At 73.1% G+C, this 24,291-nt stretch carries 20 protein-coding genes; 6 read left to right on the top strand and 14 right to left on the bottom strand.

Annotated features, from left to right (window positions below):
- Positions 1 to 35: 35 nt before the first annotated feature.
- A complete protein-coding gene (locus ACFCY7_RS32375; protein ID WP_376489632.1) occupies positions 36 to 278 on the bottom strand; it encodes a hypothetical protein in 243 nt (80 codons plus the stop codon).
- 195 nt (positions 279 to 473) lie between these two features.
- Between ACFCY7_RS32375 and ACFCY7_RS32370 the strand changes: the two genes are divergently transcribed.
- Positions 474 to 1,028, top strand: a complete 555-nt coding sequence (locus tag ACFCY7_RS32370; RefSeq protein WP_376489631.1) for a DUF7010 family protein — start codon at positions 474 to 476, stop codon at positions 1,026 to 1,028.
- Between the two features lie 28 nt (positions 1,029 to 1,056).
- On the opposite strand, the gene ACFCY7_RS32365 is transcribed toward ACFCY7_RS32370, so the two are convergent.
- Positions 1,057 to 1,974, bottom strand: a complete 918-nt coding sequence (locus ACFCY7_RS32365; protein ID WP_376489630.1) for a CopD family protein — start codon at positions 1,972 to 1,974, stop codon at positions 1,057 to 1,059.
- Positions 1,975 to 2,042: 68 nt separating this feature from the next.
- Positions 2,043 to 2,258: an EF-hand domain-containing protein gene (locus ACFCY7_RS32360; protein WP_376489629.1), complete on the bottom strand. Its 216-nt coding sequence runs from the start codon at positions 2,256 to 2,258 to the stop codon at positions 2,043 to 2,045.
- 73 nt (positions 2,259 to 2,331) lie between these two features.
- Between ACFCY7_RS32360 and ACFCY7_RS32355 the strand changes: the two genes are divergently transcribed.
- Positions 2,332 to 2,967 carry a GNAT family N-acetyltransferase gene (locus ACFCY7_RS32355; RefSeq protein ID WP_376489628.1) on the top strand — a complete coding sequence of 212 codons (636 nt, stop codon included), beginning with the start codon at positions 2,332 to 2,334 and terminating at the stop codon, positions 2,965 to 2,967.
- A gap of 24 nt (positions 2,968 to 2,991) precedes the next feature.
- Here the strand turns inward: ACFCY7_RS32355 and ACFCY7_RS32350 are convergent, their stop codons facing one another.
- From ACFCY7_RS32350 to ACFCY7_RS32325, 6 genes are all read right to left on the bottom strand, one after another.
- Positions 2,992 to 4,173, bottom strand: coding sequence for a hypothetical protein (locus ACFCY7_RS32350; protein WP_376489627.1), 1,182 nt, complete (start codon positions 4,171 to 4,173; stop codon positions 2,992 to 2,994).
- Complete coding sequence (locus ACFCY7_RS32345) at positions 4,173 to 4,940, bottom strand: polysaccharide deacetylase family protein (protein WP_376489626.1); 768 nt, start codon at positions 4,938 to 4,940, stop codon at positions 4,173 to 4,175. Before ACFCY7_RS32345 ends, ACFCY7_RS32350 begins: the two co-directional genes overlap by 1 nt.
- Before the next feature lie 394 nt (positions 4,941 to 5,334).
- On the bottom strand, positions 5,335 to 5,841 hold the full coding sequence (locus ACFCY7_RS32340) for an ATP-binding protein (protein WP_376489625.1): 507 nt from the start codon (positions 5,839 to 5,841) through the stop codon (positions 5,335 to 5,337).
- Between the two features lie 96 nt (positions 5,842 to 5,937).
- Positions 5,938 to 6,705: an enoyl-CoA hydratase/isomerase family protein gene (locus ACFCY7_RS32335; RefSeq protein WP_376489624.1), complete on the bottom strand. Its 768-nt coding sequence runs from the start codon at positions 6,703 to 6,705 to the stop codon at positions 5,938 to 5,940.
- A gap of 90 nt (positions 6,706 to 6,795) precedes the next feature.
- A complete protein-coding gene (locus tag ACFCY7_RS32330; RefSeq protein ID WP_376489623.1) occupies positions 6,796 to 8,064 on the bottom strand; it encodes an Ig-like domain-containing protein in 1,269 nt (422 codons plus the stop codon).
- 173 nt (positions 8,065 to 8,237) lie between these two features.
- On the bottom strand, positions 8,238 to 9,440 hold the full coding sequence (locus ACFCY7_RS32325) for an Ig-like domain-containing protein (RefSeq protein WP_376489622.1): 1,203 nt from the start codon (positions 9,438 to 9,440) through the stop codon (positions 8,238 to 8,240).
- A gap of 179 nt (positions 9,441 to 9,619) precedes the next feature.
- On the opposite strand from ACFCY7_RS32325, the gene glgX reads away from it, so the two are divergent.
- Positions 9,620 to 11,824, top strand: coding sequence for a glycogen debranching protein GlgX (glgX, locus tag ACFCY7_RS32320; protein ID WP_376489621.1), 2,205 nt, complete (start codon positions 9,620 to 9,622; stop codon positions 11,822 to 11,824).
- Positions 11,825 to 12,112: 288 nt separating this feature from the next.
- Here the strand turns inward: glgX and ACFCY7_RS32315 are convergent, their stop codons facing one another.
- Genes ACFCY7_RS32315 through ACFCY7_RS32300 form a run of 4 tightly spaced genes read right to left on the bottom strand, consistent with a single transcriptional unit; the run spans position 12,113 to position 15,729 of the window.
- Positions 12,113 to 12,760, bottom strand: a complete 648-nt coding sequence (locus tag ACFCY7_RS32315) for a response regulator (protein WP_376489620.1) — start codon at positions 12,758 to 12,760, stop codon at positions 12,113 to 12,115.
- The gene (locus ACFCY7_RS32310) at positions 12,757 to 14,076 is read right to left on the bottom strand and encodes a sensor histidine kinase (RefSeq protein ID WP_376489619.1); all 1,320 of its coding nucleotides are present in this window, start codon (positions 14,074 to 14,076) and stop codon (positions 12,757 to 12,759) included. The genes ACFCY7_RS32315 and ACFCY7_RS32310 overlap by 4 nt, the downstream gene beginning before the upstream one ends.
- A 1-nt stretch (position 14,077) precedes the next feature.
- Positions 14,078 to 14,827: an ABC transporter permease gene (locus ACFCY7_RS32305; RefSeq protein ID WP_376489618.1), complete on the bottom strand. Its 750-nt coding sequence runs from the start codon at positions 14,825 to 14,827 to the stop codon at positions 14,078 to 14,080.
- Complete coding sequence (locus tag ACFCY7_RS32300) at positions 14,824 to 15,729, bottom strand: ABC transporter ATP-binding protein (RefSeq protein ID WP_376489617.1); 906 nt, start codon at positions 15,727 to 15,729, stop codon at positions 14,824 to 14,826. The genes ACFCY7_RS32305 and ACFCY7_RS32300 overlap by 4 nt, the downstream gene beginning before the upstream one ends.
- Before the next feature lie 210 nt (positions 15,730 to 15,939).
- Here ACFCY7_RS32300 and ACFCY7_RS32295 point away from each other — a divergent pair, with 210 nt between their 5' ends.
- Positions 15,940 to 19,527: an ATP-binding cassette domain-containing protein gene (locus ACFCY7_RS32295; RefSeq protein ID WP_376489633.1), complete on the top strand. Its 3,588-nt coding sequence runs from the start codon at positions 15,940 to 15,942 to the stop codon at positions 19,525 to 19,527.
- A 111-nt stretch (positions 19,528 to 19,638) separates the two neighbouring features.
- Here ACFCY7_RS32295 and ACFCY7_RS32290 read toward each other — a convergent pair whose 3' ends face one another.
- Positions 19,639 to 21,126: an MFS transporter gene (locus ACFCY7_RS32290; protein ID WP_376489616.1), complete on the bottom strand. Its 1,488-nt coding sequence runs from the start codon at positions 21,124 to 21,126 to the stop codon at positions 19,639 to 19,641.
- 126 nt (positions 21,127 to 21,252) lie between these two features.
- On the opposite strand from ACFCY7_RS32290, the gene ACFCY7_RS32285 reads away from it, so the two are divergent.
- Together ACFCY7_RS32285 and ACFCY7_RS32280 are read left to right on the top strand one after the other, a co-directional pair.
- Positions 21,253 to 22,149, top strand: coding sequence for a TetR/AcrR family transcriptional regulator C-terminal domain-containing protein (locus ACFCY7_RS32285; protein WP_376489615.1), 897 nt, complete (start codon positions 21,253 to 21,255; stop codon positions 22,147 to 22,149).
- Positions 22,150 to 22,353: 204 nt separating this feature from the next.
- Positions 22,354 to 24,291 (top strand): M4 family metallopeptidase (locus ACFCY7_RS32280; protein ID WP_376489614.1); only part of this gene is annotated, 1,938 nt, incomplete at its 3' end.

The raw sequence follows: 24,291 nt of genomic DNA, 5'->3' as shown, positions 1-24,291 counted from the left end.
GGGATTCCCCGGGGCCGGCCGTTCCGTTTCCCGCGTCAGGCGCGGACCCAGAGGACGATGACGTCCGGGCGGGTGGAGCCGAGCGGCTCGCAGAAGAAGATCGGGCCCCAGATCTGGTACCCGGCCTTGCCCGCGGCCTGGCACTCGGCGTACGAGGCGTGGTGGCTGCGCGGGTACCAGCCGGGGCCGGGGGCGGCCTGGGCGGAGCCGGCGGTGCCGAGCGCGAGGGCTCCGGCGGTGACGGCGGTGGCGAGCGCGGCTGCTGTACGGCGGTACATGGCATGTCCTCCTGAAAACGCCGGGATGCCCCGGCGGAGTGCGTGACGATGCGATGCGGTGCGTTACGTGCCGGCTGCGCAGCCGGGGACGAACGTACCGTCACGGACATCGCCGCACAATAGGTCTAGGCCAATCCCCCGGGGGGTCGGCGGAAACCGGCACGGTGGTCGGGTTTCCGCTGTAGTGTCCGCGCCATGACGATCGAACACGTGGACGCCGCCTGCCTCGACCTCACGCGGAACCTGCGCCGCAGGGGCGCGATCGTCCTCGCCGTCTTCGCCCTCGTCTGGGCGCTCGCGGGCGGCTCTGGCACGCCCGCCGCCCTGCCGATCGGCGTCGTGGCGGCCCTGGTGTCGGCCGGTGCGGTGGTCCTGGCCTTCCGGGGCACCGCCGGGCCCGTGACGCGCACCGTGCGGCTGCCCGAGAAGTGGAACCGCGGGGTCGGTCTGGTCAACGCGGCCGAACTGGTCGCCGTCTTCGCGGTGATCGCCGCGTCGAACGCCTCGGGCCGGCCGGAGCTGATCCCGATCGGGATCGCCCTCGTCGTGGGCCTGCACTTCTTCCCGCTGGCCCGCCTCTTCGACCAGGGGCAGTACACCTGGACCGCGGCCCTCCTGACCGCGGTCGCCCTGGCGGGACTCGCCGCCCTCGCGGCGGGCGCCTCCGCGGAGACGGTCCGGGCGGTGGTGGGCCTGGGTGCGGCGCTCGTGCTCTGGGGCTCGTCCTTCCACGTGGCCCTGCGGGGCTGACGCTCCCCCGGCCCCCCTGCCCCCTGCCTCAGTACCCGAGCCCGCGCGGATCCGGGACCACGGTGAGCAGCACCGAGACGACCACGATCGCCACGAGCACGGACGCCTCGACCCGCGCGGGCGCCTGGGCGTTCCCGCCGGACAGCATCCGGCCCCGGGCGGCGAGCGCGAGCAGGCTCGCCCCGCCGAAGAGCACCAGCTTCACGAGGAGGAGCCGGCCGTAGGCGGTGCTCAGGACGGAGTCCAGCGGCAGCTTGCGGAGCGTCGAGACGGTCCCGGTGACCACCAGCGCGGCGTACGCCCAGGCGGCCATCCGGGCGTAGCGGACCAGCACCTCCCGTCCGCCGCCGCGCAGCCGCATGGTGCGGAGCACGTACAGGAGGGTGCCCACCCACAGCGAGGCGGCCGTGAGGTGGACGACGGTCAGACAGGTCCCGAGGGCCTGCTGGTGCGCCTCGGGATGGGCGCGCATCGCCTCGGCGCCGACGGCGACGGCGAGCGGCAGGACGGCCAGGCCGGGGCGCCGTGAGGCGGCGCAGAGGGCGGCGAGGGCGAAGGCGTTCGCGGTGACGAGGAGCAGGCGGCCCTCGCGGAGCCCGTACACGACGGCGGGGCTCAGGCCGCTGACGGCCGTGAAGAGCAGCAGGAGTCCGGCGGAACCGGCCGCGGCGACCAGCGCGGCGGGCGCGGAGCGGCTCCGGGGCAGGGGGCCCTCACCGGCGATCCGGCGCCCGGCGAGTTCGCCGATCTGCACGGCGAGGCCGGCGAGGACGAGGAGGCGCAGCAGCGAGATGGAGCCGGCGGCCGGTATCCGCAGTTCACCGGTGCCCGCCTGCGCGAGACCGGCGCCGAGCAGGGCGACGGCGAGGACGGCGACCGCGGCGACCGCGGCGACGACCGCCGCCGTCAGACGGCTCGGGGTGCCGAAAGGTCCGGGAAGCGTCACCGGACGATCGTCACCGAGCCCCGGGCGGGCGGCAACTCAGCGTTGCGCCGCCCACCCGGGCGGGCGGGTCAGGCCTTGTTGTAGTGCGCCCAGAACTCGTCCCAGGACAGGACGCCGTCGCCGTTGTCGTCACGCTGCTTGATGAGGACCTCGGCGACCGACTCGGTGACGTTGAAGTCGCCGTGGCGCGCCATGAGGCTCTTGTACTCCGCGGCGGTGATGAAGCCGTCGCCGTCCGCGTCGAACTGGTTGAATGCCGTACGTGCCGACTCGATGTCCGCCACTGCTTCCGCCCCTTCTCGGTGCTTATCTGACGGGGTCAGATTAGCTGGCCCGCCCCTGCCGGATGATGGGGGTATGAACGAGGTGGCACGGATCCTGGCGGACGCGGCGAGCGGGCGGTTTCCCGCCCCGGACGGCACGACGACGGTGGTGCCCCCGCCGAACCGCCGGGACGCCGGGGTGCTGGCCTTCACCGCCCACTCGGTGGTCTTCACGGACGCCGACCCGGCGTGGGTGCGGGCCGAGCTGGCGGCCGCGTCCAGCGACCCGCTCGCGGCGAGCATGAACCCGGGCTTCCTGGTCGCCCTGATGGCCCGCACCGGCCTGCACATGAACACGATCGACCTGCTGACGGTGGCCGACCGCCTGCCGGGCGCTCCCCCCGTGGAGCTCCGCGAGATCGAGGACCCGGAGCACCCCCGGGTGGCGCGGGCGCTGAAGTTCCGCGACGACGTCCGGGTGTGGGCCGCCGACGGCGGGGTGCTGGTCCTGGGCCGGGGCGTCGCGGGCCGCTGGGAGGCGGCGATCGAGGTGGACGAGGAGGTCCGCCACCGGGGCTTGGGCCGCGCGCTGGCCACGGCGGCCCGCCACCTCACGCCCGGCGACGTGGTGTGGGCCCAGCAGTCCCCCGGCAACGCCCGCAGCGTCCGGACCTTCCAGGCGGCCGGCTACCGCCCGGTGGCGTCGGAGGCCCTGCTCATCGCGGGCTGACGGACCCGTTCGGCCGGGCGGCCGCTAACGGAAGACGCCCGTGTGGCCGAGGGAGTAGCGGCCGGGCTGGGGGTAGACGGCGAGGCCGTGGGGGCCGCCGCCGACCGGGATGCGGGCGAGCTGCCGGCCGGTGGCGGTGTCGATGGCGTAGACCTCGGAGTCGTACCGGCCGGAGAGCCAGAGGACCTTGCCGTCGGCGGAGACCCCGCCCATGTCGGGCGAACCGCCGTCGGGGAGCCACCACTTCTTGGTGAGCTTGTTCCGCGCGAAGTCGAAGACGGAGACGGAGCCCTCGCCGCGGTTGGGGACGTACATCTCGCGCGAGTCCCGGCTGATGTAGAGGCCGTGGGCGCCCTTGCCGGTGGGGAGCAGGCTGGGGACGGTGAACTTCTCGCCGTCGAGCACCCACATGCCGTGGGCCATCATGTCGGCGACGTAGAAGGTCTTCCCGTCCGGGGAGAGCTTCACGTCCTGCGGCATGGCGCCCTCGAAGGGCAGTTTCAGCTGCCCGACCACCTCCATCTTCTCGGTGTCGACCTTGAGGAGTTCGCCGGAGAACTCGCAGGAGACGACGAAGTAGCGCCCGTCGGCGGAGAAGTCGGCGTGGTTGACGCCGTAGCAGCTCACCGGGACGGACTTCCTCCGCTCCATCGTGTGCGGGTCGCGGAAGACGAGTTCGCGGTCGAGGGAGGCCATGACGACGGCGTACTTGCCGTCGGGCGTGAAGTAGAGGTTGTACGGGTCGTGGACCTCGACGGGCTTGCCGGCGATGCCGGTGGCGGGGTCGATGGGGGTGAGGGTGTGGCCCCGGTTGTTGTTGACCCAGAGGGTCTTCAGGTCCCAGGACGGGACGACGTGCTGGGGCTGGATGCCGACCGGGATGGTCTCGACGACCTTGTAGGTGGCGGGGTCGATGACCGAGACGGTGTTGGAGTTGGTGTTGGGGACGTAGACCCGGGAGGGGAAGTTCCGTACCACCGGGGAGAGTCGGTCGGGCCGGTCGGCGGCGTAGACGTCGTTCGGGTCGAGTACGGGCGGCATGCCGGGCAGCCCGGCGGGGGCGGCGGCCGGTTTGGGCACGGCGGGGGCGGCCGCCTTCTTCACGGCCGTGGCGCCGCCGCCGGGGTCCGAGGTGCCGCAGCCCGCGAGGGCGGCGAGGAGCGCGGCGGCGAGGAGGGTCCTGGTTCTCTTCGTGTGGTGGGCCATCAGGTCAGCAGCTCCGTGGTGGTGACCGCGCGCAGTCCGCGGCGGTCGAGGTCGGCGAGGAGGAGGGGCAGCGCGGCGGCGGTGACGGGGTAGCCGAAGTGCAGGCTGACGACGGAGCCGGCTCGGACGGCTCCGGTGACGTCGCGGACGACGGTGGCGGCGTCGGGCGCGACGAAGTCGAGGGAGTCGACGTCGTACGAGAGGACGTGGGGGTATCCGGCGCGGCGGGCCGCGCGCAGGACGGCGGGGGCGGCGTGCTGGGTGCGGGAGGGCCGGAACCAGCTGCCGATGGAGCCGGTGAGGCGGCGCAGCCGGGTGGCGCAGGCCTCGATCTCGGCGTGGGCCTCGGCCTCGGTCATGGCGTTGACGTCGAGGTGGTGCTGGGTGTGGTTGCCGAGGTCGTGTCCGCCGTCGAGGACGCGGCGGGCGAGGTCGGGGTGGTCGTCGAGCCAGCTGCCGACGGCGAGGACGGTGACGCGGGCGCCGGCCTTCTCGGCCTGGCCGAGGAGGGTGCGGGCGAGGGCGGGGTCGCCCTGGCCGTGGAAGGTGAGGGCGACCCGGGGCCGGTCGCGGGGGCCGTGCGCGATCTCGTCGGGCCGGCCGGGGAAGCGGCGTGGGGCGGGGGCGACGGCGGGTGCGGGGGCGGGGCGCCGCGCGGCGGCGGGGGTGGGCGCGGGGCGGGGTTCCGTACCGCAGGCGGTGGCGAGGGCTCCCGCGGCGGCGGCCGCGCCCGCCCGGAGCGCTCCTCGGCGGTCGGTCGGCTTCACGTGACCATTTAAGGCTGGCATGACCCGATTTATGATGATTAGGCCATTTCAGGACGTTTGCAGCCCTCGTACGGGCGTCCACCATGCGGACGGGCCGGGCAAACAAGCGATGAACCGCATAGTCATTCACTATTTACAAGGCGAGTGCTACACGTCACCAACGATTCATTGTTAAACTGTCCGGTTTTGACCGGTCTTGCCCCGGTAGGGACTTTTGGCGGTAGGGCCACCCGTCTGACATAGTCGGAGTCACCGACCCCCATTGACCCGGGCCAGGTCGACATAGCTGCCGTGGATACACCCCCCCGTCCACGGCGCATCACACGGAAGCCCCCAGGCGCCCCACCACGGCACACGGGGGCTTCCGTGCGTGCGGGGGCGGTCGGGGGCGTCCTCAGGGGCGGTCGGCGACGCGCATCTCGAACCACGTCGTCTTGCCGCGCGGCGCCAGGTCCACGCCCCAGCGGTCCGAGAGCTTGTCGACGAGGAAGAGCCCGCGGCCGCTCGTGTCGAGCTCGTGCACCGGCATCAGGCAGGGCAGCCCGCGCGAGGGGTCGCGGACCTCGATCCGGATCCAGCCGCGGCGCCGCTGGAGCCGCAGCGCGAAGACCCGGGCGCCGGTGTGCCGGACCGCGTTCCCCACGAGCTCCGAGACGAGCAGCACCGCGTGCTCGGCGATCTGCGGGCCGAGGCCCCACTGACGCAGGATCACGTGCTGGGTGAGCCTGCGGGCCACCCACGCCGATTCGGGGCGGGACGGCAGCCGGACATCCTCCTCGGCCGGATTGCCGTACAACTCCACTGCGTCGGCGGCCTGTTCGTCATCCGCGGCCGGTGACCAGCGCGCGGCGGCGGCGCTGCCGCGCTGCCAAGGTTGTTCCCTACCCTCCAGGCCCGCCATGCCCCCATCATGGCCGCACGAAGCCCTCCGCGGGGGCCGTTCCGGTGGAATCGGCCCCCGTCGGATCACCTGCCGGGTGACGCGCCGGGGCACATGTCAGGCGAACTTCGCCTTGCCCGGGCCCTCCTCGACGAAGCTGCGCATCCCGCGCTCGCGGTCCTCGGTCGCGAACAGGCCCGCGAACCAGGTGCGCTCGATGGCCAGACCGGTGTCGATGTCGGCCTCCAGGCCCTGGTCGATCGACTCCTTGGCGGCCCGCAGGGCGACCGCCGGGCCCTGCGCCAGCTTGGCGGCCCAGGCGTGCGCCTGCTCGTACACCTCGGCGGCCGGGACGACCCGGTCGACCAGACCGAGCGTCAGCGCCTCGTCGGCCTTCACCATCCGGCCGGTGAAGATGAGGTCCTTGGCCCGGGAGGGGCCGATCAGCCGCGACAGGCGCTGGGTGCCGCCCGCGCCCGGGATCAGGCCGAGCAGGATCTCCGGCTGGCCCAGCTTCGCGTTGTCGGCGGCGATCCGGTAGTCGGCGCAGAGCGCGAGCTCGCAGCCGCCGCCGAGCGCGTAACCGGTGATCGCGGCCACGACGGGCTTGGGGATGCGGGCGATGGCGGTGAAGGATTCCTGGAGGGCGCGCGACCGCTTGACCATGGCCACGTGGTCCATGACCTGCATCTCCTTGATGTCCGCGCCGGCCGCGAACACCTTCTCGCCGCCGTACAGGACCACGGCCCGCACGTCGTCGCGGTCGGTCAGCTCCTGGGCCAGCTCGCGCAGCCGGTCCTGGGTGGCGATGTCCAGGGCGTTCATCGGGGGGCGGTCGAGGCGGATCGTGCCGACGCCTTCGGCGACTTCGAGGTTCACAGTCATGGGGGAAGGTTAGTCGGCGTTAACGCGGAGGGACCCGGTGCTGTTGCTCACAGCACCGGGTCCCTCATCGGTCGCTCGGGACGGGACCGCCTAGGCGATCCACTCCGACCAGTCCATGTTCCAGCCGTTCAGGCCGTTCTCCGGCTTGATCTGCTTGTCCTTGGAGTTCTTCACGATGACGACGTCGCCGATGAGCGAGCGGTCGAAGAACCAGGCCGCCGGGGTCGAGCTGTCGCCCGCACCGCGCGCGTCCTGCAGGCCGACGCAGCCGTGGCTGACGTTCGTGGAGCCGAAGGTGGAGCCCGGGGCCCAGTAGTTGCCGTGCACGAACGTGCCCGAGTTGGACAGGCGCATGGCGTGCGGCACGTCCTTGATGTCGTACTCGCCGCCGAAGCCGACGGTGGCGCCGTTCATGCGCGTCACCTTGTACTTCTCGCTGATGACCATCTGACCGTTGTACGTGGTCGTGGACGGGGCGCCCGCGGTGATGGGCAGCGTCTTGATGATGGCGCCGTCGCGCTCGACCTTCATCGTCTTGGCGCTCGCGTCGACGGTGGAGACCTGGCGGCGGCCGATGGTGAAGGTGATCGTCTTCTTCTGCTTGCCGTAGACGCCCGGGCGGCCCTCGACGCCGTCGAGGTTGAGGTGCACGGTCACCTTGGTGCCGGCGGCCCAGTACTTCTCCGGGCGGAAGTCGAGGCGGTCGTTGCCGAACCAGTGGCCCTCGATCTGCACGGCCGGCTCGGCCGTGACCTTGATGGCCTTCTCGACGGCCTCCGGGTCGGTGATGCCCCGGGTGAAGTTGATGGAGACCGGCATGCCGACGCCGACGGTCGAACCGTCCTCCGGCGTGTAGTGGCCGATGAAGGTGTTCTTCGGGACCAGCGTGGTGAAGGTGGTGTCCTTCGCCGACTCGCGGCCCTCGCCGTCCTTCGCGATGGCGTGGACCTTGTACTGGGTGCCCGCGGCCAGGTGGGCTGTGGGCGACCAGCTGGCGCCGTCCGCCGCGATCTTGCCCTCGACCTCGGTGCCCTTGGAGTCGGCGACCGTGACCGTGGTCAGCTTGCCCTGCTCCGCGGTGACCTTGAGGACGCCGCTGGTGGCGACCGCGTCGGCGCCGTCCTTCGGAAGGATCGTCACGACCGCCTGGGAGGCCGCGTTGTCCTGCTTGCCGCCGCCCTGCGCCGCCGGTCCCTGCCCGCCGCCCGTACCGCCGCCGGCGGTCTCGCCGCCGCCGCAGGCGGTGAGCACGAGGAGCAGCACTCCCGCCGCCACGGCCTGGAGGCGGACGCCCCCGCGCCGCCGGCCGCGACGCGCCGTCGCCCCTACCGATGCCCCCGATATCGGCTGCCCGTTCACTGTGGTCGTCTCCCCTCGCACGGCCTGGCAACCGCCACGGCCCCACCCCCGTGCGCATCCATCCGCGCACACAGCGCTAGATAATCACACCGCAGGACACGAAAGTTCCTCGTAAATGTCACCGTTCAGTCCCAGTCGACGTGCTAGGACCGCCAGGTAGGGGAAGCGGCGGGTCAGTCGAGCGCGGAACCCTCCCGCCACTGCTTCCAGTCCAGGTTCCAGCCTCCGAGGCCGTTGTCGGGAGCGACCGTCTTGTCGCGGGAGCCGACCACCTCGACCACGTCGCCGATGAGCGTCCGGTCGAAGAACCAGCCGGCGGGCGACTGGGCGCTGCCGCCCTTGTCGTCGCGCAGCCCCACGCAGCCGTGGCTGACGTTGGCGGAGCCGAAGGTGGAGGCCGAGGCCCAGTAGTTGCCGTGCAGGAAGGTGCCCGAGTCGGTGAGGCGCATCGCGTGCGGCACGTCCTTGATGTCGTACTCGCCGCCGAAGCCGACGGTCCGGCCGTCCATCCGCGTCACGTCGTACAGCTCCGTGACGACCATCTTGCCGTTGTACGTGGTCGTCTTCGGCGCCCCCGCGGTGATCGGCACGGTGGCCAGGACCTCGCCGTCCCGCTGGACCACCATGGTGTGCTCGGCGGCGTCGACCAGGGAGACCTGGGAGCGACCGATGGTGAAGCCGACCTTCTTGCGCTGGATGCCGTACACGCCGGGCGCCCCCTCGACGTCCCGCAGGCCGAGCTCGACGGTGACCTTCGTGCCGGGCCGCCAGTACGCGGCGGGGCGGAAGTCCAGCCGCTCCTTGCCGAACCAGTGGCCGACCACCTCCACCGGCGGCACGGAGGTGACGCGGATGGCCCGCTCGACCTCGGCCCGGTTCTCGATGGGCAGGTTGAAGCCGAAGGAGACGATCATGCCGGTGCCGACCGTGGAACGGTTCTCCGGCTTGAAGTAGCCGATGAAGCGGCTCTCCGGCACCACGGTGGTGAAGGTGGTGTGGCGGGCCGAGCGGCGCCCGTGCGCGTCGAGCGCGACCGCGTCCACGCTGTACTTCGCGGACAGCGCCAGCCGGGTGTCCGCCTTCGGCCGCCAGCGCAGCCCGTCCGCGGAGATCTCCCCGGCGACCCGGGTCCGCTGGGCGTCCTCGACCCGGACGACCGTCACCCGCTCCAGCCGGCCGCTGTCGATCCTCACCTCGACCGGACCCTCCGCCGGCACCGCCTTGCTGCCGTCCTCCGGGCTCACCCGGATGACGTCGCCGGGGGCCCGCGCCTTGCCCGGCAGGGAGACGTCGATGCCCCCTCCGCCGTCCGCGCCTGTGCAGCCCGCAAGGCCGGCGACCAGTCCCGCGACCGCCAGGGCGTACCTCGTCCGCATCCATACTCGATTCACGCTCGGCCCAACGACGGCCACCCTCCAGGGGAAACGTGCGTGCGGGGCATGTTGGGAGCACAGCCGTCCGGGCAGAACAGAGGGAGAACGACCCGCGGGAGCGGCGGCCGGGACGCCGCCGCACCCGCGGGTGCGGGCCCGACGAGCCGCGGGAGGCCGGGACGGTGGCGAGCGCAGCCGAGCAGGAGGCGGTATCCGAGCATGCCCCGGAGCGGGCGGTGCCACCCGTATGGCCGGGTGCGCCGACGCCGCTCGGCGCCCGCTGCCGGGTCGGACCCGGCGGGACGGCGGGCACCAACTTCGCCCTGTGGGCGGGCGGCGCGGAGGCCGTCGAACTGTGCCTGTTCGAGGCGGACGGGACGGAGACCCGGCTGCCGCTGACCGAGCTGACCCACGAGATCTGGCACGGCTTCGTGCCGGGCGTCGGGGCGGGGCAGCGGTACGGCTACCGGGTGCACGGCCGCTGGGACCCGTGGACGGGCGCCCGGTGGAACCCGGCGAAGCTGCTCCTCGACCCGTACGCGCGGGCCGTCGACGGCGACTTCGCCGCGCTGCCCCCGGAGGCGTACGGACACGTCAGGGACTGGCCGCAGCAGCACGTGGCCGACACCGTCCGCGACGAGCGGGACTCCGCCCCGCACGTGCCGAAGGGGGTCGTCGTCCACGACGACGACGACTGGTCGGACGACCGCAGGCCCAAGACGCCCTGGCAGGACTCCGTCATCTACGAGGTGCACGTCAAGGGCTTCACCAAGCTCCACCCGGGCATCCCCGAGCACCTGCGGGGCACGTACGCGGGACTCGCGCACCCGGCGGCGATCGAGCACCTCACCGGGCTCGGGGTGACGGCCGTCGAACTCCTGCCGGTCCACCAGTTCGCGCACGAGGACCACCTGCTGCGGCGCGGACTGCGCAACTACTGGGGCTACAACTCGCTCGGCTACTTCGCCCCGCACGCCGGCTACTCCTCGTCCGGGACGGCGGGGCAGCAGGTCGGCGAGTTCAAGCGGATGGTGCGGGCCCTGCACTCGGCCGGGATCGAGGTCATCCTCGACGTCGTCTACAACCACACCGCGGAGGCGGGCGAGCTCGGCCCCACCCTCTCCCTGAAGGGCATCGACAACCGCGGCTACTACCGGCTCCAGTCCGACGCCCGCCGGTACGCGGACTACACGGGCTGCGGCAACACCCTGCACGTCGTGCAGCCCCAGGTGCTGCGGCTCATCACCGACTCGCTGCGGTACTGGGTGACGGAGATGGGCGTCGACGGCTTCCGCTTCGACCTCGCCGCCGCCCTGGCCCGCTCGATGCACGACGTCGACATGCTGTCGCCGTTCCTCGCCGTGATCGCCCAGGACCCGGTGCTGCGCCGGGTCAAGCTCATCGCCGAACCGTGGGACGTCGGCAACGGCGGCTACCAGGTCGGCGCGTTCCCGCCGCTCTGGACCGAGTGGAACGACCGCTACCGGGACGCCGTACGGGACTTCTGGCGGGGCGCGCTGCCCGACGTGCGGGACCTCGGCTACCGGCTCTCCGGCTCCAGCGACCTGTACGCGTGGGGCGGACGGCGGCCCTACGCCTCGGTCAACTTCGTCACCGCGCACGACGGCTTCACCCTCCGCGACCTCGTCACGTACGAGCGCAAGCACAACGAGGCCAACGGTGAGGGCAACCGGGACGGCACCCACGACAACCGCTCCTGGAACTGCGGTGCCGAGGGCGAGACCGACGACCCCGGGATCAACGCGCTGCGGCTGCGCCAGCAGCGCAACCTGCTCACCACCCTCCTGCTGTCCACCGGGGTGCCGATGCTCGTCGCCGGCGACGAGACGGGCCGCACCCAGGGCGGCAACAACAACGCGTACTGCCAGGACAACGAGATCGGCTGGCTCGACTGGTCCCTGCCGGACGACCCGGGCCGGGGCCAGCTCCTCGCCCTGACCCGCCGGCTCCTCGCCCTGCGCCACCGCCACCCGGTGCTGCGCCGCAGGGCCTTCTTCTCCGGCCGGCCGCAGCGCGCGGACGGACTGCGGGACCTGGCCTGGTTCACCGCCGAGGGCACCGAGATGACCGAGCGGGACTGGTACGCGCCCACCGCCACCCTCGGCCTGTACCTGTCGGGCCGCGACATCCCGGGCCGCGACGAGCGCGGCGAGCGGATCACCGACGACAGCTTCCTCGCCGTCCTCCACGCGGGCCCGCGCCCGCTCGAGTTCCGCCTCCCGGGACCGCCCTGGGCGGCGACGTACGAACTCGTCGTGGACACCGCGCGCACCGACCAGTCCCGCGCCCCCGGCACCCTCCACGAGGGCGGCGGGACGATCACGGTCGGCGCCCGCTCGACGGTCCTGCTGCGGGTCGGGGCCTGACGGACACTCCCGGCCCGGCCACCACGGCGCGACGGCGGTGGCCGGGCGGAGCGGGGGTGCTCGTCGCCGCGGGCCGGGGCACGGCCCGCGGAAGCACCCGTACGGCGGGCCGTCCTTCGAGCCCCCGTGCGACGGCCCGCGCGTCCGAACAGTGTCGGGCCGCGCCCTCACCCCTGTCTTTGGCCCACGGCGCACGGCTCGTTGACCCTGCGCGCACGCGCGGTGCTCTCCGGCGCGGCGGCCGTGCCGGCGTCGAACCGGGCCCTCCCCGTCCCGGGACGTGAGGTGTCAGGTGCGGCCCAGGATCCCCCGGTCGTATCCGGCGGCGACGGCGGCCGCCCGGTCGTTGACCCCCAACTTGCCGTAGATGTGGGTGAGATGGGTCTTGACGGTGGCTTCGCTGATGAAGAGTTCGGCGGCGATGGCGCGGTTGGCGGTGCCCTTGGCGACGAGGGCGAGGATCTCGCTCTCGCGCGCCGAGAGGGTGGTGTCGGCCGTCTGCGCGGCGGGCGCGCGGACGGCGGTGACCAGGCGGGTGGCGACGGCCGGGGAGAGGACCGTACGGCCTTCGGCGGCGGCCCGCACGGCCCCGAACAGCTCCTCGCGCGGGGCGTCCTTGAGGAGGTAGCCGGTGGCGCCCGCCTCGATCGCGGGAAGGGTGTCGGTGTCCGTGTCGTACGTGGTGAGGACGAGGATCCGGGAGCGGGCGCCGCGGCGGGTGAGTTCGGCGATGGCCTCGACGCCGCTGCCGTCGGGCATGCGGAGGTCCATGAGGACGACGTCCGGGTCGAGGCGCAGGGCGAGCGCGACGCCCTCGCGGCCGCCGGAGGCCTCGCCGAGGACGGTGAAGCCGGAGCCGGCCGCGGTGAACATGCCGCGCAGGCCGTCCCGTACGACGGGGTGGTCGTCGACGATCAGCAGGGAGATGTCGGTCATGGTGTGGCCAACGGTACGCGAGCGGAGATCGCCGTCCCCTCGCCCGGGGCGGTCTCGACGGTGACCGATCCGGTGAGGCGCTCGGCGCGGGCCCGCATGCCGTCGAGCCCGAACCCGCCGCCCGTGCCGCCCTGTTCGCGCCGGGCCGCCGGGTCGAAGCCGCGGCCGTCGTCCCGTACGTCGAGGGTGACCTCGTCGTCCATGTAGGAGAGGGTGACGCCGGCCCGGGCGGCCCCGGAGTGCCGGGCGGCGTTGGACAGGGCCTCCTGGGCGATCCGGAGCAGGGTGGCGGCGACCTCGTCGTGGAGCGGCAGCTCGGTGCCGGTCACGGTGAACCGGCTGTCGACGCCGGTGCGTTCGGCCCAGTCGGCGACCGTCTTGCGCAGGGCCTCGGGCAGGGTGGCGTGCTCCAGCGCGGCCGGGCTCAGGTTCCGCACGGAGCGGCGGGCCTCGCCGAGGCTGTCCCGGGCGAGGTCGGCGGCCCGCCGCAGGTGGACGTCGGCGCGTTCCGGGTCGGGGGTGGCCCCGGCGGCCTGGAGCTGGGTGATGACACCGGTGAGGCCCTGGGCGATGGTGTCGTGGATCTCGGCGGCGAGGCGGCGGCGCTCGTCGGCGACCCCGGCCTCACGGGCCTGCAGGAGGAGCTGGGCCTGGAGCGCCGCGTTCTCGGCGAGGGCCTGTTCGAGGCGGCTGTTGGCGCGGGCGAGCGCGGAGATGGTGGCGGCGCGCTCGGCGGCCTTCTCCGCCTCCTTCGTGCCGAGGTGGGCGAAGACCCCGGCGAGGCAGGCGTTCAGGGCGAACAGGCCGCCGAAGGCGAGCCAGTTCACGAGGGCCGCGGGCGGCAGGCCGCCGGACTGGGAACCGGCCATGGTCACGGCGGTGACGAGGAGGCCCGCGTAGGAGAGGCGGCGGGGCAGGAGGTGGACGAAGTCGAAGTAGCCGATGCAGGCGTAGATCGCGAAGAAGGGGTTGAGCCAGGTGAGCGCGAACGCGGCTGCGGTGCGGAGCACGAAGTAGGCGCCGGACGCGGGCCCCGGCGCCCCCGGCACGAGCACGGGTCCGGCCCCGGGCCGCTCGGGCCCCCACCCGCCGGCCCCGACCACCCGGCGGCAGCGCGCGTCCCACACCAGGTGGAGGAGGAGCACCGCCACCACCAGGGCACCGGCCGCCACCGTCTCCGTACGGTCCATCAGCGCTTCCGCCGACGCACCGGAGATCGCACAGGCGACGGCCAGCAGTCCGTACGGCCCCCGGCGGAGGAACTGGCGCCAACGGTCCTCGACGGTGGTGGGCACTCCCCCGCCCCCTTCTCTCATCTCACTCCCAGCGGAACCAGCGCACCGAGGCGGCGGTCAGCACGACCGTCCACAGGGCCATCGCCGCGAGCGGGGCCCAGCCGGGCCAGCCGCCCGACGCGGCCGCGTCGAGGGCCCGGGAGGCGGCGCCGCACGGGGTGAACCCGACGATCCGCTGCAGCGTATCCGGCATGGCCTGGACCGGCACCCAGACACCGGCCGTGAACATGGTGGGGAAGAAGACGAGCGTGCCGACGGCGGTGGCGATCTTCTGCGTCCGGGAGACCGCGCACACGGCGGCGCCGAGCGCGAGCCCTCCGGCCACGGCGAGGAGCAGGGCGAGGGCGTAGCCCGCGAGGTTCTCCGGCAGCGCCACGCCGAAGGCCAGCCGGCCGACCGCGATCACGAGCAGCGAGGAGGCCAGCGCGGCGGCCGCGTGCAGGACGAGCTGGGCGGTGAGCAGCGTCCCGGGCCGGACCGGTGTGGTCGACATCCGGCGCAGGATGCCGCGTTCGCGGTAGCCGGCCAGGACCGGCGGCATGGCCTGGAGGCCGGCCATGATGAGGGCGAAGAGGACGGCGACGGGGACGTAGACGTCGATGACCCGGCGTCCGCCGAGGTCCGCGGAGGCCTCCCGGAACGAGGGGATCAGGCCGAGGATCACGAGGAGGACGGTCGGCGAGGCCATCACCCAGAACAGGGCGCCCGGTTCGCGGGCGAAGAGGCGGACCTCGGTGCGCAGGACGGCCGCGGCGGGGCTTGCGGTGCTCATCGGAGTTCGGTTCCCGTCAGGTCGAGGAAGGCGTCGTCGAGAGTGGCGTCGGAGACGCGGAGCTGGGCGGCCGTGACGCCCTCGCGGGCGAGGAGGGCGACGAAGGCGGCGACGGTCGCGTCGGTGCCGCCGACGGCCGTGCGGCCCTCGGCCGTCGTGACGGAGACCGCCCCCGGCAGGGCCCGCAGCGCCGCCGGGTCGAGCGGCGTGTCGGCGGCGAAGGAGATCTCCTTGGCGGCGGACGATCGCGCGACCAGCCCGCCGGGGGTGTCGAGCGCGACGATCCGGCCCCCGTCGATGACGGCGATCCGGTCGCAGAGCCGCTGCGCCTCCTCCATGAAGTGGGTGACGAGCAGCACGGTCACGCCGGCGTCCCTGATGGACTCGACGAGCGCCCACACCTCGCGGCGGGCCCTCGGGTCGAGCCCGGTCGTGAGCTCGTCGAGGACCACCACCCGGGGATCGCCGATCAGCGCCAGCGCGATGGAGAGCCGTTGCTTCTGTCCGCCCGACAGCTTCCCGAACCGCGTCCCCAGGCAGGGCACGAGCCCGAGCCGCTCCGCGAGCGCCTCCCGGTCGGCCGGCCGCTCGTGGAAGGAGGCGTACAGGTCCAGCGCCTCGCGCACGGTCAGCTTCGCCTGGAGCTCGCTCTCCTGGAGTTGCACCCCCAGCACCCGGGTGACCTCGTCCCGCTGCGTGGCGGGGTCGTAGCCGCACACCCGCACCCACCCCGCGTCGGGCGTCCTCAGCCCCTCCAGGCACTCCACCGTCGTGGTCTTCCCGGCCCCGTTCGGACCGAGGATCCCGAACACCTCCCCCTCCCCCACCTCGAACGACACCCCGTCGACGACCTTCCGGCCCCCGTACGCCTTGCGAAGTTCCCGTACCTCGATCGCTGCCATGCCCCCAGCCTGCCGACCGCCCCCGGCCCCGGACATCGGCCATCGCGCTCGGAACGGCATCAGCCGATCGGTTGACGGCGGGTACGACTCCGGGAGCGGCGGGGCGGGGCCCGGAAAACCGGATGAGACGTGTCAGTGGTGAACCGTAAAGTCGGACCTGATGCCCGAGAAACCTGTGAACCCAGCGAATCCCCCGCACTCCGCCGACCGATCGGCGGTGCGCGCCCTGCTCCGGCTGTGGCCGTACGTACGCCCCGTGCGGGGGCGGTGGTTCACGGCGGCGGTCGTGGCGGTCGTCGCGTCGTGTCTGTCGCTCGTGATCCCGCTCGTGCTGAAGTGGATGGTGGACGGGCCGGTCGCGGACCGGGACCCGGGCGGCGTGTGGTGGGGGGCGCTCGGCCTGCTGCTCCTGGGCATCGCGGAGGCGGTGCTGTTCGGCTTCCGGCGGTGGCTGGTGGCGCGGCCCCTGTCGGGCGTCGAGGCGGGGATGCGGGCCGATCTGTACCGGAAGCTCCAGCGGCTCCCGATCGCCTTCCACGACCGCTGGGCGTCGGGGCAGCTGCTCTCGCGCGGGACGACCGACCTGATGCTGGTGCGGATGTTCCTCGCGTTCCCGCTGACGTTCCTGCTGGTCAACGGCGTCACCATCGTCGCGGGCTATGTGCTCCTCCTCGCCCAGGACTGGTCACTCGGCCTGGTGCTGCTGACGCCCGTGCTGCCCCTGGTGATCGTCTGCTCGCTGTTCGAGAGCCGCTACGGGGTGGTGGCGCGGCGGGCGCAGGACCAGGTCGGCGATCTGACGACGGTCGTGGAGGAGAGCGTCCTCGGCATCCGGATCGTCAAGGGCTTCGGCCGGCACCGCAGCCAGGCGGAGGCCTTCCGGGCGCTCTCGGAGCGGCTGCGCGGCACCGAGCTGGCCAAGGCGCGGCTGCTCGCGATGATCTGGGCGGTCATCACCGTCGTACCCGAGCTGGCCATCGGAGCGGCGCTCGTCCTGGGCACCGTGCAGGTCGCCGACGGCGACCTGTCGGCGGGCACGCTCGTCGCGTTCCTGTCGACGGCGCTCGCACTGCGCTGGCCGGTGGAGTCGATCGGCTTCCTGCTGGCGATGAGCCAGGAGGCGGCGACCGCCACCGAGCGGTACTTCGAGGTGATGGACGCGGAGGAGGAGCCGGACACCGCCTCGCCGACGGCGTCCGCGGACGGCGGCCCGGGCGGGGTGCGGTTCGAGGGAGTGACGTTCCGCTACCCCGACGCGCCCGACGACACCCCGCCCGTCCTCGACGGCGTCGACCTCCACATCCGGCCCGGCGAGACACTGGCCCTGGTCGGCGGCACCGGTTCCGGCAAGACGACGCTCACCGCGCTCGTCCCCCGCCTGCACGAGACGACCGGCGGCCGGATCCTGCTGGACGGCGAGGACATCGCCCTGATGGACCGCGCGCGGCTGCGGTCCCTGGTGTCGATGGCCTTCGAGGAGCCCACGCTCTTCTCGGCGAGCGTCGGCGACAACGTCCTGATGGGCACCGACGAGACCGCCGGCGAGCCGGAGCTGAGGCGCGCCCTGGGCGTGGCCCAGGCGAACTCCTTCGTCGACCGGCTGCCCGAAGGCGTCGCCACCGAGGTCGGCGAGCAGGGCCTGAGCCTCTCGGGCGGCCAGCGGCAGCGGCTCGCCCTGGCGCGGGCGGTCGTCGGCCGCCCCCGGTTCCTGATCCTGGACGACCCGCTGTCGGCGCTGGACGTGCACACCGAGGCCCGGGTGGAGGCCGCCCTGCGGGAGGTCCTGCGGGAGACGACGGCCCTGGTCGTGGCGCACCGCCCGTCGACGGTCATGCTCGCCGACCGGGTCGCGCTGCTGTCCCGGGGCCGCATCGCGGCGGTCGGCACCCACCAGGAACTGCTGCGGAGCAGCGAGGAGTACGCCTGGCTGATGTCCGGCGAGACCCAGGAGAAGCGATGACGGACACCACGCCGGAGAAGAAGCCCGCGGAGGGGTCCGCCCCGCCGTCCGACCCCTTCGACCAGGACGACCTGCCCGCCCCGACCGGTGCGACGGGCTCGCTCCTGCGCTCCCTGCTCGCCGCGCACCGGGCCCGGGTCGCGGTCGCCGCGCTCGTCCTCCTGGTGAAGGAGGGCGCCGTCCAGGCGGGCCCGCTGCTCGTCGCGTACGCCATCGACCGCGGCGTCCCGGCCTTCCGGGCCGGCGACCACGGCCCCGTCGTCGCGGTGGCGCTCGGCTACCTGCTCTGCGCGGCCCTGTCCGGACTCCTGCAGTACGTCTTCGTCCGGGGCGCCGCCCGCATCAACCAGGACGTCCTGCTCGACCTGCGGGGCCGGATCTTCCGCCACGCGCAGGTGCTGAGCGTCGACTTCCACGAGCGCTACACCTCGGGCCGGCTGATCTCGCGCTCCACCACCGACGTCGAGTCCCTGCGCGAGCTCCTGTCCGAGGGGCTCCAGGAACTCGTCGGCGTGGTCCTCTCCTTCGTCTCCATCTCCCTCGTGCTGCTCTGGCTCGACCTGGGCATCGGCGCGGTGGCCGTCCTCTCCTTCGCCCCGCTGTACCTGCTGGTCGGCAGCTACCGCCGGCGCGTCGGCGAGGTCTACACCGAGCGCTCCACGGCCATCGCGGGCGTGATCGTGAAGTTCGCGGAGACGATGAACGGCATCCGCCCGGTCCGCGCGTTCCGCCGCGAGGCGGTCAACGACGCCGAGTTCGCCGTCCTCAACCACCGCCACGAGATCAGCAACGGCGACGCCCTCCTGGAGATGGCCCGCTACGTCGTCGGCTCCCGCCTGGTCGCGAACACGGCGGTCGCCGGCATGTGCCTCTGGGGGGCGTACCGCGTCGCCGACGGCTCCCTCGAACTGGGCGTGCTGGCGGCCGCCGTGCTCTACATGCGGCGCCTGTACGACCCCATCGACCGGCTCGGCATGTTCCTCAACTCCTACGAGTCGGCGGCCGCGTCGCTCGCCAAGATCGCCGGCCTCCTCGCCCAGGAGCCGGGCGTGCCCGAGACGACCGCGCCCCGCGCCCTCCCCGGGCGTACGGGCACGCCGGGCCGCGAGGTCGTCTTCGAAGGGGTCCGGTTCGCCTACCGCACGGGCGGCGAGGTCCTCCCCCGCTTCGACCTGACCGTCCCCGCGGGCCAGACGGTGGCCGTCGTCGGCGCCACCGGCGCCGGCAAGTCGACGCTCGCCAAGCTCCTCGCCCGCTTCTACGACCCCACCGAGGGCCGGGTCCTCCTGGACGGCGTCGACCTGCGCGACCTGACCACGCCGGACCTCCGGCGCGGGGTCGTCATGGTCACCCAGGAGGCCTTCCTCTTCTCGGGGACGGTCGCCGAGAACATCGCGATCGGCCGCCCGGACGCGAGCCGTGACGAGATCGAGGCGGCGGCCAAGGCCATCGGCGCCCACGACTTCATCGCCGCCCTCCCCGACGGCTACGACACGGACGTCCGCAAGCGCGGCGGTCGCATCTCGGCCGGCCAGCGCCAGCTGGTCGCCTTCGCCCGCGCCCTCCTCGCGGACCCGGCCGTCCTCATCCTCGACGAGGCCACCAGCTCCCTGGACGTGCCGGGCGAGCGGGCCGTCCAGCAGGCCATGGACACCGTCCTGGCCGGCCGCACCGCCGTCGTCATCGCCCACCGGCTGTCCACCGTCGAGGTGGCGGACCGGGTCCTCGTGATGGACTCGGGCCGCATCGTCGAGGACGGCACCCCCCGGTCCCTCGTCGCCGGCGACGGCCACTACGCCGGCCTCCACCAGGCCTGGCGCGACAGCCTGGTGGGCTGACGGATGAAGTGAGTCGACGGACGCGGTGGGCCGGCCCGGCGGTCCGGTGGGCCCACCGCCGACCTGACTGCCGGCCCGACTGCCGGCCTCACCGCCCGCTTCATGCCCGCCTCATGCCCGTCGCCGGAGCAGCCGCACCGCCGCCCCCGCCGCGATCAGCATCAGCAGGGCGGCCCCCGCGGCCGCGGCGCCCATGGAGTCGACGAACGCCGTGCGCGCCGTGTCGAGCACGGCCGGCGAACCGTCGAGCGCGCCCCCGAGGGTCTCCCGGGCCGCGGCGGGCGCGGACGTGGGCATGGCCGCCGTGTAGACGGCCGCACCCACGGAGCCGAGGAGCGCCATCCCGAGCGCCCCGCCGAGTTCCTGCCCGGCCTCCATGACGGCGGCGGCGGATCCCGCGCGCTCGGGCGGCGCGGCGCCGAGGGCGAGTTCGTTGGCGAGGGTCATGGCGGACACGAGCCCGGCGGCGTACACGGCGCTGCCGACGAGGACCACCCAGAGCGGCGTGGCGCGGTCGAGGGCGGCCAGCCACCCGAATCCGGCGGCGGAGACGAGGAGTCCGCCGCCCATGACGTACGCCCGGTCCACCCGTCCGGCGAGCACCGCGGCGATCGGCGCGGCGAGCATGACGCCGCCGGTGGGGACGAGGCTCCACAGGGCCGCTTCGAGGGGGCTCTGGCCGAGGACGGACTGGAGGTACTGGGTGAGGAAGACGGCGTAGCCGACGGTCGCGACCATGGCGAGCAGGTTGACGAGGAGGGACCCGCCGTAGGCGGGGGTCCGGAGGAGCCCCAGGTCGACCATGGGGTGGGCGAGGCGGGCCTGGCGGCGGACGAAGACGACGGCGAGGAGCAGCCCGAAGGTCACGCCGAGCGCGGGCACGGGGGCCCAGCCGTCCTTGGCGAGCTCCTTGACGCCGTGGATCAGCGGCAGCAGCGCGACGAGGGAGAGCCCGGCGCTGACGAGGTCGAACCGCCCGCCGCCCGCGGCCGGCTTGGACTCGGACAGCAGCAGGGGCGCGAGGACGAGCAGCAGCAGCATCGCCGGCAGGTTGACGAGGAACACCGAGCCCCACCAGAAGCGTTCGAGGAGCGCGCCGCTGACGACGGGCCCGAGGGAGATGCCGCTCGCCATGACGGTGGTCCACAGGGTGACGGCCTTGGCGCGCTGGGCCGCGTCCCGGAAGAGGGTGCGGATGAGGGCGAGGGTGGACGGCATGAGGCAGGCACCGGCGACGCCGAGGAGCGCGCGGGCGCCGATGAGGGCGCCGGGGCTGTGGGCGTAGGCGGCGGCGACCGAGGCGACGCCGAAGAGGGCGGCGCCGCAGAGGAGGAGCCTTCGGCGCCCGACGCGGTCGCCGAGGGCTCCCATGGTGACGAGGAGTCCGGCGAGCACGAAGCCGTACATGTCGAGGATCCACAGCTGCTGGGTCGCGCCGGGGCGGAGGTCGGCGGCGATGGCGGGGATCGCGAAGTAGAGGACGGAGACGTCCATGGAGACGAGGAGCAGCGGCAGCATGAGCACGCCGAGTGCGGTCCATTCGCGCCGGCCGGCACGGTCGGGTCCTGTCGTGGGTCCGGGGCTTGCGGTGAGTGTCATACGGGGGAAGGAAGCAGCCGGGGGTGTACGGCGCCACTCCCGCCCTAGTGCACCTCGGACGATGGCCGGGAAGCCGCAGGTCGACACCGCGTACACCGTCCCGACCGCACTAGTACACTCCCCGCCGTGCCGACCTCTCCGCCCTACCTCTCCATCGCCGCCGAGCTCCGCCGCCGCATCCGGAGCGGCGAGCTGCTCCCGGGTGCGCTGGTTCCGTCGACGCGGACCATCACCCGCGAGTGGGGCGTGGCGATGGCCACGGCGACGAAGGCGCTGGGGGTGCTGCGCCAGGAGGGTCTCGTCCGGGCGGAGCCGGGCGTGGGCACGGTGGTCGTCGCCCTCGCGGATCCGGACGCGGCGCCCCTGTCGCGGGAGCGGCTGGTCGCCGTCGCGCTCGAACTCGCCGACACCGAGGGGCTGAACGCGCTGACGATGCGGCGGGTGGCGACGGTCCTGGGGGTGTCGACGATGACGCTGTACCGCCATGTGCCGGGCAAGGCCGAGCTGGTGCGGCTGATGGCGGACGCGGCGTGCGGCGAGGTGCCGCTGGGTCCGGTGCCGGCGGACTGGCGGACGGGGCTGGAGACGGGGGCGCGCTGGCTGCGGGCGGTGTACACCCGGCACCGGTGGATGGCGCACGCGATGGCCTCGTTCACGCGGCCGGTCGCGACGCCGCACGCGATGGCGTACACGGAGTGGGTGCTGCGGGCGCTGCGGGGCACGCCGCTGTCGCCGTCGGACAAGCTCCACGCCCATCTGCTGATCTTCGCGTACGTCCAGGGCCTGTCGATGGCGGACGACCTGGAGGAGCAGGCGCGCCAGGACACGGGGATCTCCGACGGCGAGTGGATGGAACAGAATGAGCCACGATTCGACGCGATCCAGGCGGGCGGCTCCTACCCGGAGCTGACGGCGGTGACCAGCGCCGGAGGTTTCGGTCTGGACCTGGATTCGCTCTTCGAATTCGGGCTCCGCAGAACGTTGGACGGCATCGCGGCCATGATCGGCGAAACGTCCGGTTAACGAACACGGACGTACGGGCAGCGGACGATTTCCGGCCAACTTGTCGATGCGCTCCTGACAGGTCCCCGTCATTCCTGTCACTCTCTCCCCGGCTCTTCGCATCAATGTTCAATGCTTCACCCGCACGTGCTCCACAGCTCTCCTTGCTCCGCCCGGACGGGCTCACCCAAGTCCGCCGGTACCCCCCTCGCATAAGGAGTCTGCGTGAGATCCACGCCCAGCCGCCGCGCCACCGCGACCGGCGCTCTGATCGCTGCCGCCGCCATGATCGCCGTCGGCGTCCAGACCGGCACCGCCTCGGCCGGCACCTTCGCTGCCACCCCCCAGGCGCAGTCCGTCGGCAAGGTCAACCCGGGCAAGCTCCCGGCCGACCTCACCCCCGCCGAGCGCACCGCGCTCATCAAGGCCGCCGACGCCGACAAGGCCGCCACGGCCAAGTCCCTCGGCCTCGGCGCCCAGGAGAAGCTGGTCGTCCGCGACGTCGTGCAGGACCGCGACGGCACGACCCACACGCGCTACGAGCGCACCTACGCCGGACTGCCCGTCCTGGGCGGCGACCTGGTCGTCGAGGAGTCCAAGGCCGGCGCCCGCCAGAGCGTCTCCAAGGCCTCCCGCGCGGAGCTGAAGAACGTCGACACCACCGCGACCGTCGCCCCGGCCGCCGCGTCGAAGCAGGCCCTGGGCGCCGCGAAGGCGGAGGGCTCCGACAAGGCCGAGACCAACCGCGCCCCGCGCAAGGTCGTCTGGATGGCCAAGGGCGCGCCCGTCCTCGCGTACGAGACCGTCGTCGGCGGCCTCCAGCACGACGGCACCCCGAACGAGCTGCACGTCGTCACCGACGCCAAGACCGGCGCGAAGCTGTACGAGTGGCAGGCCATCGAGACCGGCACCGGCAACACGATGTACAGCGGCCAGGTGACGCTCGGCACCGCGCCCTCGTACACGCTGACCGACACCACCCGCGGCAACCACAAGACGTACAACCTCAACGGCGGTACGTCGGGCACCGGGACGCTGTTCAGCAACACCACCGACGTGTGGGGCAACGGCCTCCCGGCGAACAAGGAGACCGCGGGCGCCGACGCGCACTACGGCGCCGCGCTCACCTGGGACTACTACAAGAACGTGCACGGCCGCACCGGCATCCGCGGTGACGGCGTCGGCGCGTACTCCCGGGTCCACTACGGCAACGCGTACGTCAACGCGTTCTGGTCGGACTCCTGCTTCTGCATGACCTACGGCGACGGCTCCGGCAACACCAAGCCGCTGACGTCCATCGACGTGGCCGCGCACGAGATGACGCACGGCGTCACCTCCAACACGGCCGGCCTCCAGTACAGCGGCGAGTCCGGCGGTCTCAACGAGGCCACCTCGGACATCTTCGCGGCGGCCGTCGAGTTCTACGCCAACAACGCCAACGACCCGGGCGACTACCTCGTCGGCGAGAAGATCGACATCCGCGGCAACGGCACCCCGCTGCGCTACATGGACAAGCCGAGCAAGGACGGCTCGTCCAAGGACGCCTGGTACTCGGGCCTCGGCGGCATCGACGTCCACTACTCCTCGGGCCCGGCGAACCACTTCTTCTACCTGCTCTCCGAGGGCAGCGGAACGAAGACGATCAACGGCGTCACCTACGACTCGCCGACCTCCGACGGCCTGCCCGTCACCGGCATCGGCCGCGCCAAGGCCGAGCTGATCTGGTTCAAGGCGCTCACCACCAAGTGGGGCACCACGACCGACTACGCCGGTGCCCGCACCGGCACGGTCGACGTCGCCAAGGCCCTCTACGGCGCCACCAGCCCCGAGGTCGCGGCCGTCGAGGACGCCTGGGCCGCCATCAACGTGGGTCCGCGCTCCGGCGGCGGCAACCCGCCCACCGGCACGGTCTTCGAGAACTCGGCCGACGTCAACATCCCGGACTCCCCCGGCGCGGCGGTCACCTCGACGGTCAACGTCACCGGCATCACCGGCAACGCCCCGAGCAACCTCGCCGTCGGCGTGGACATCATCCACACCTACCGCGGTGACCTCGTCGTCGACCTCGTCGCCCCCGACGGCTCGGTCTACAGCCTCTCCAACCGCTCCGGCGGCAGCGCCGACAACATCCAGCAGACCTTCACCGTGAACGCCTCCACCGAG

It is taken from the genome of Streptomyces sp. NPDC056361 (genome assembly GCF_042262805.1).
In the GTDB taxonomy this organism is placed as follows: Bacteria; Actinomycetota; Actinomycetes; order Streptomycetales; family Streptomycetaceae; genus Streptomyces.
This window is presented reverse-complemented; position numbering and strand designations above follow the sequence as displayed.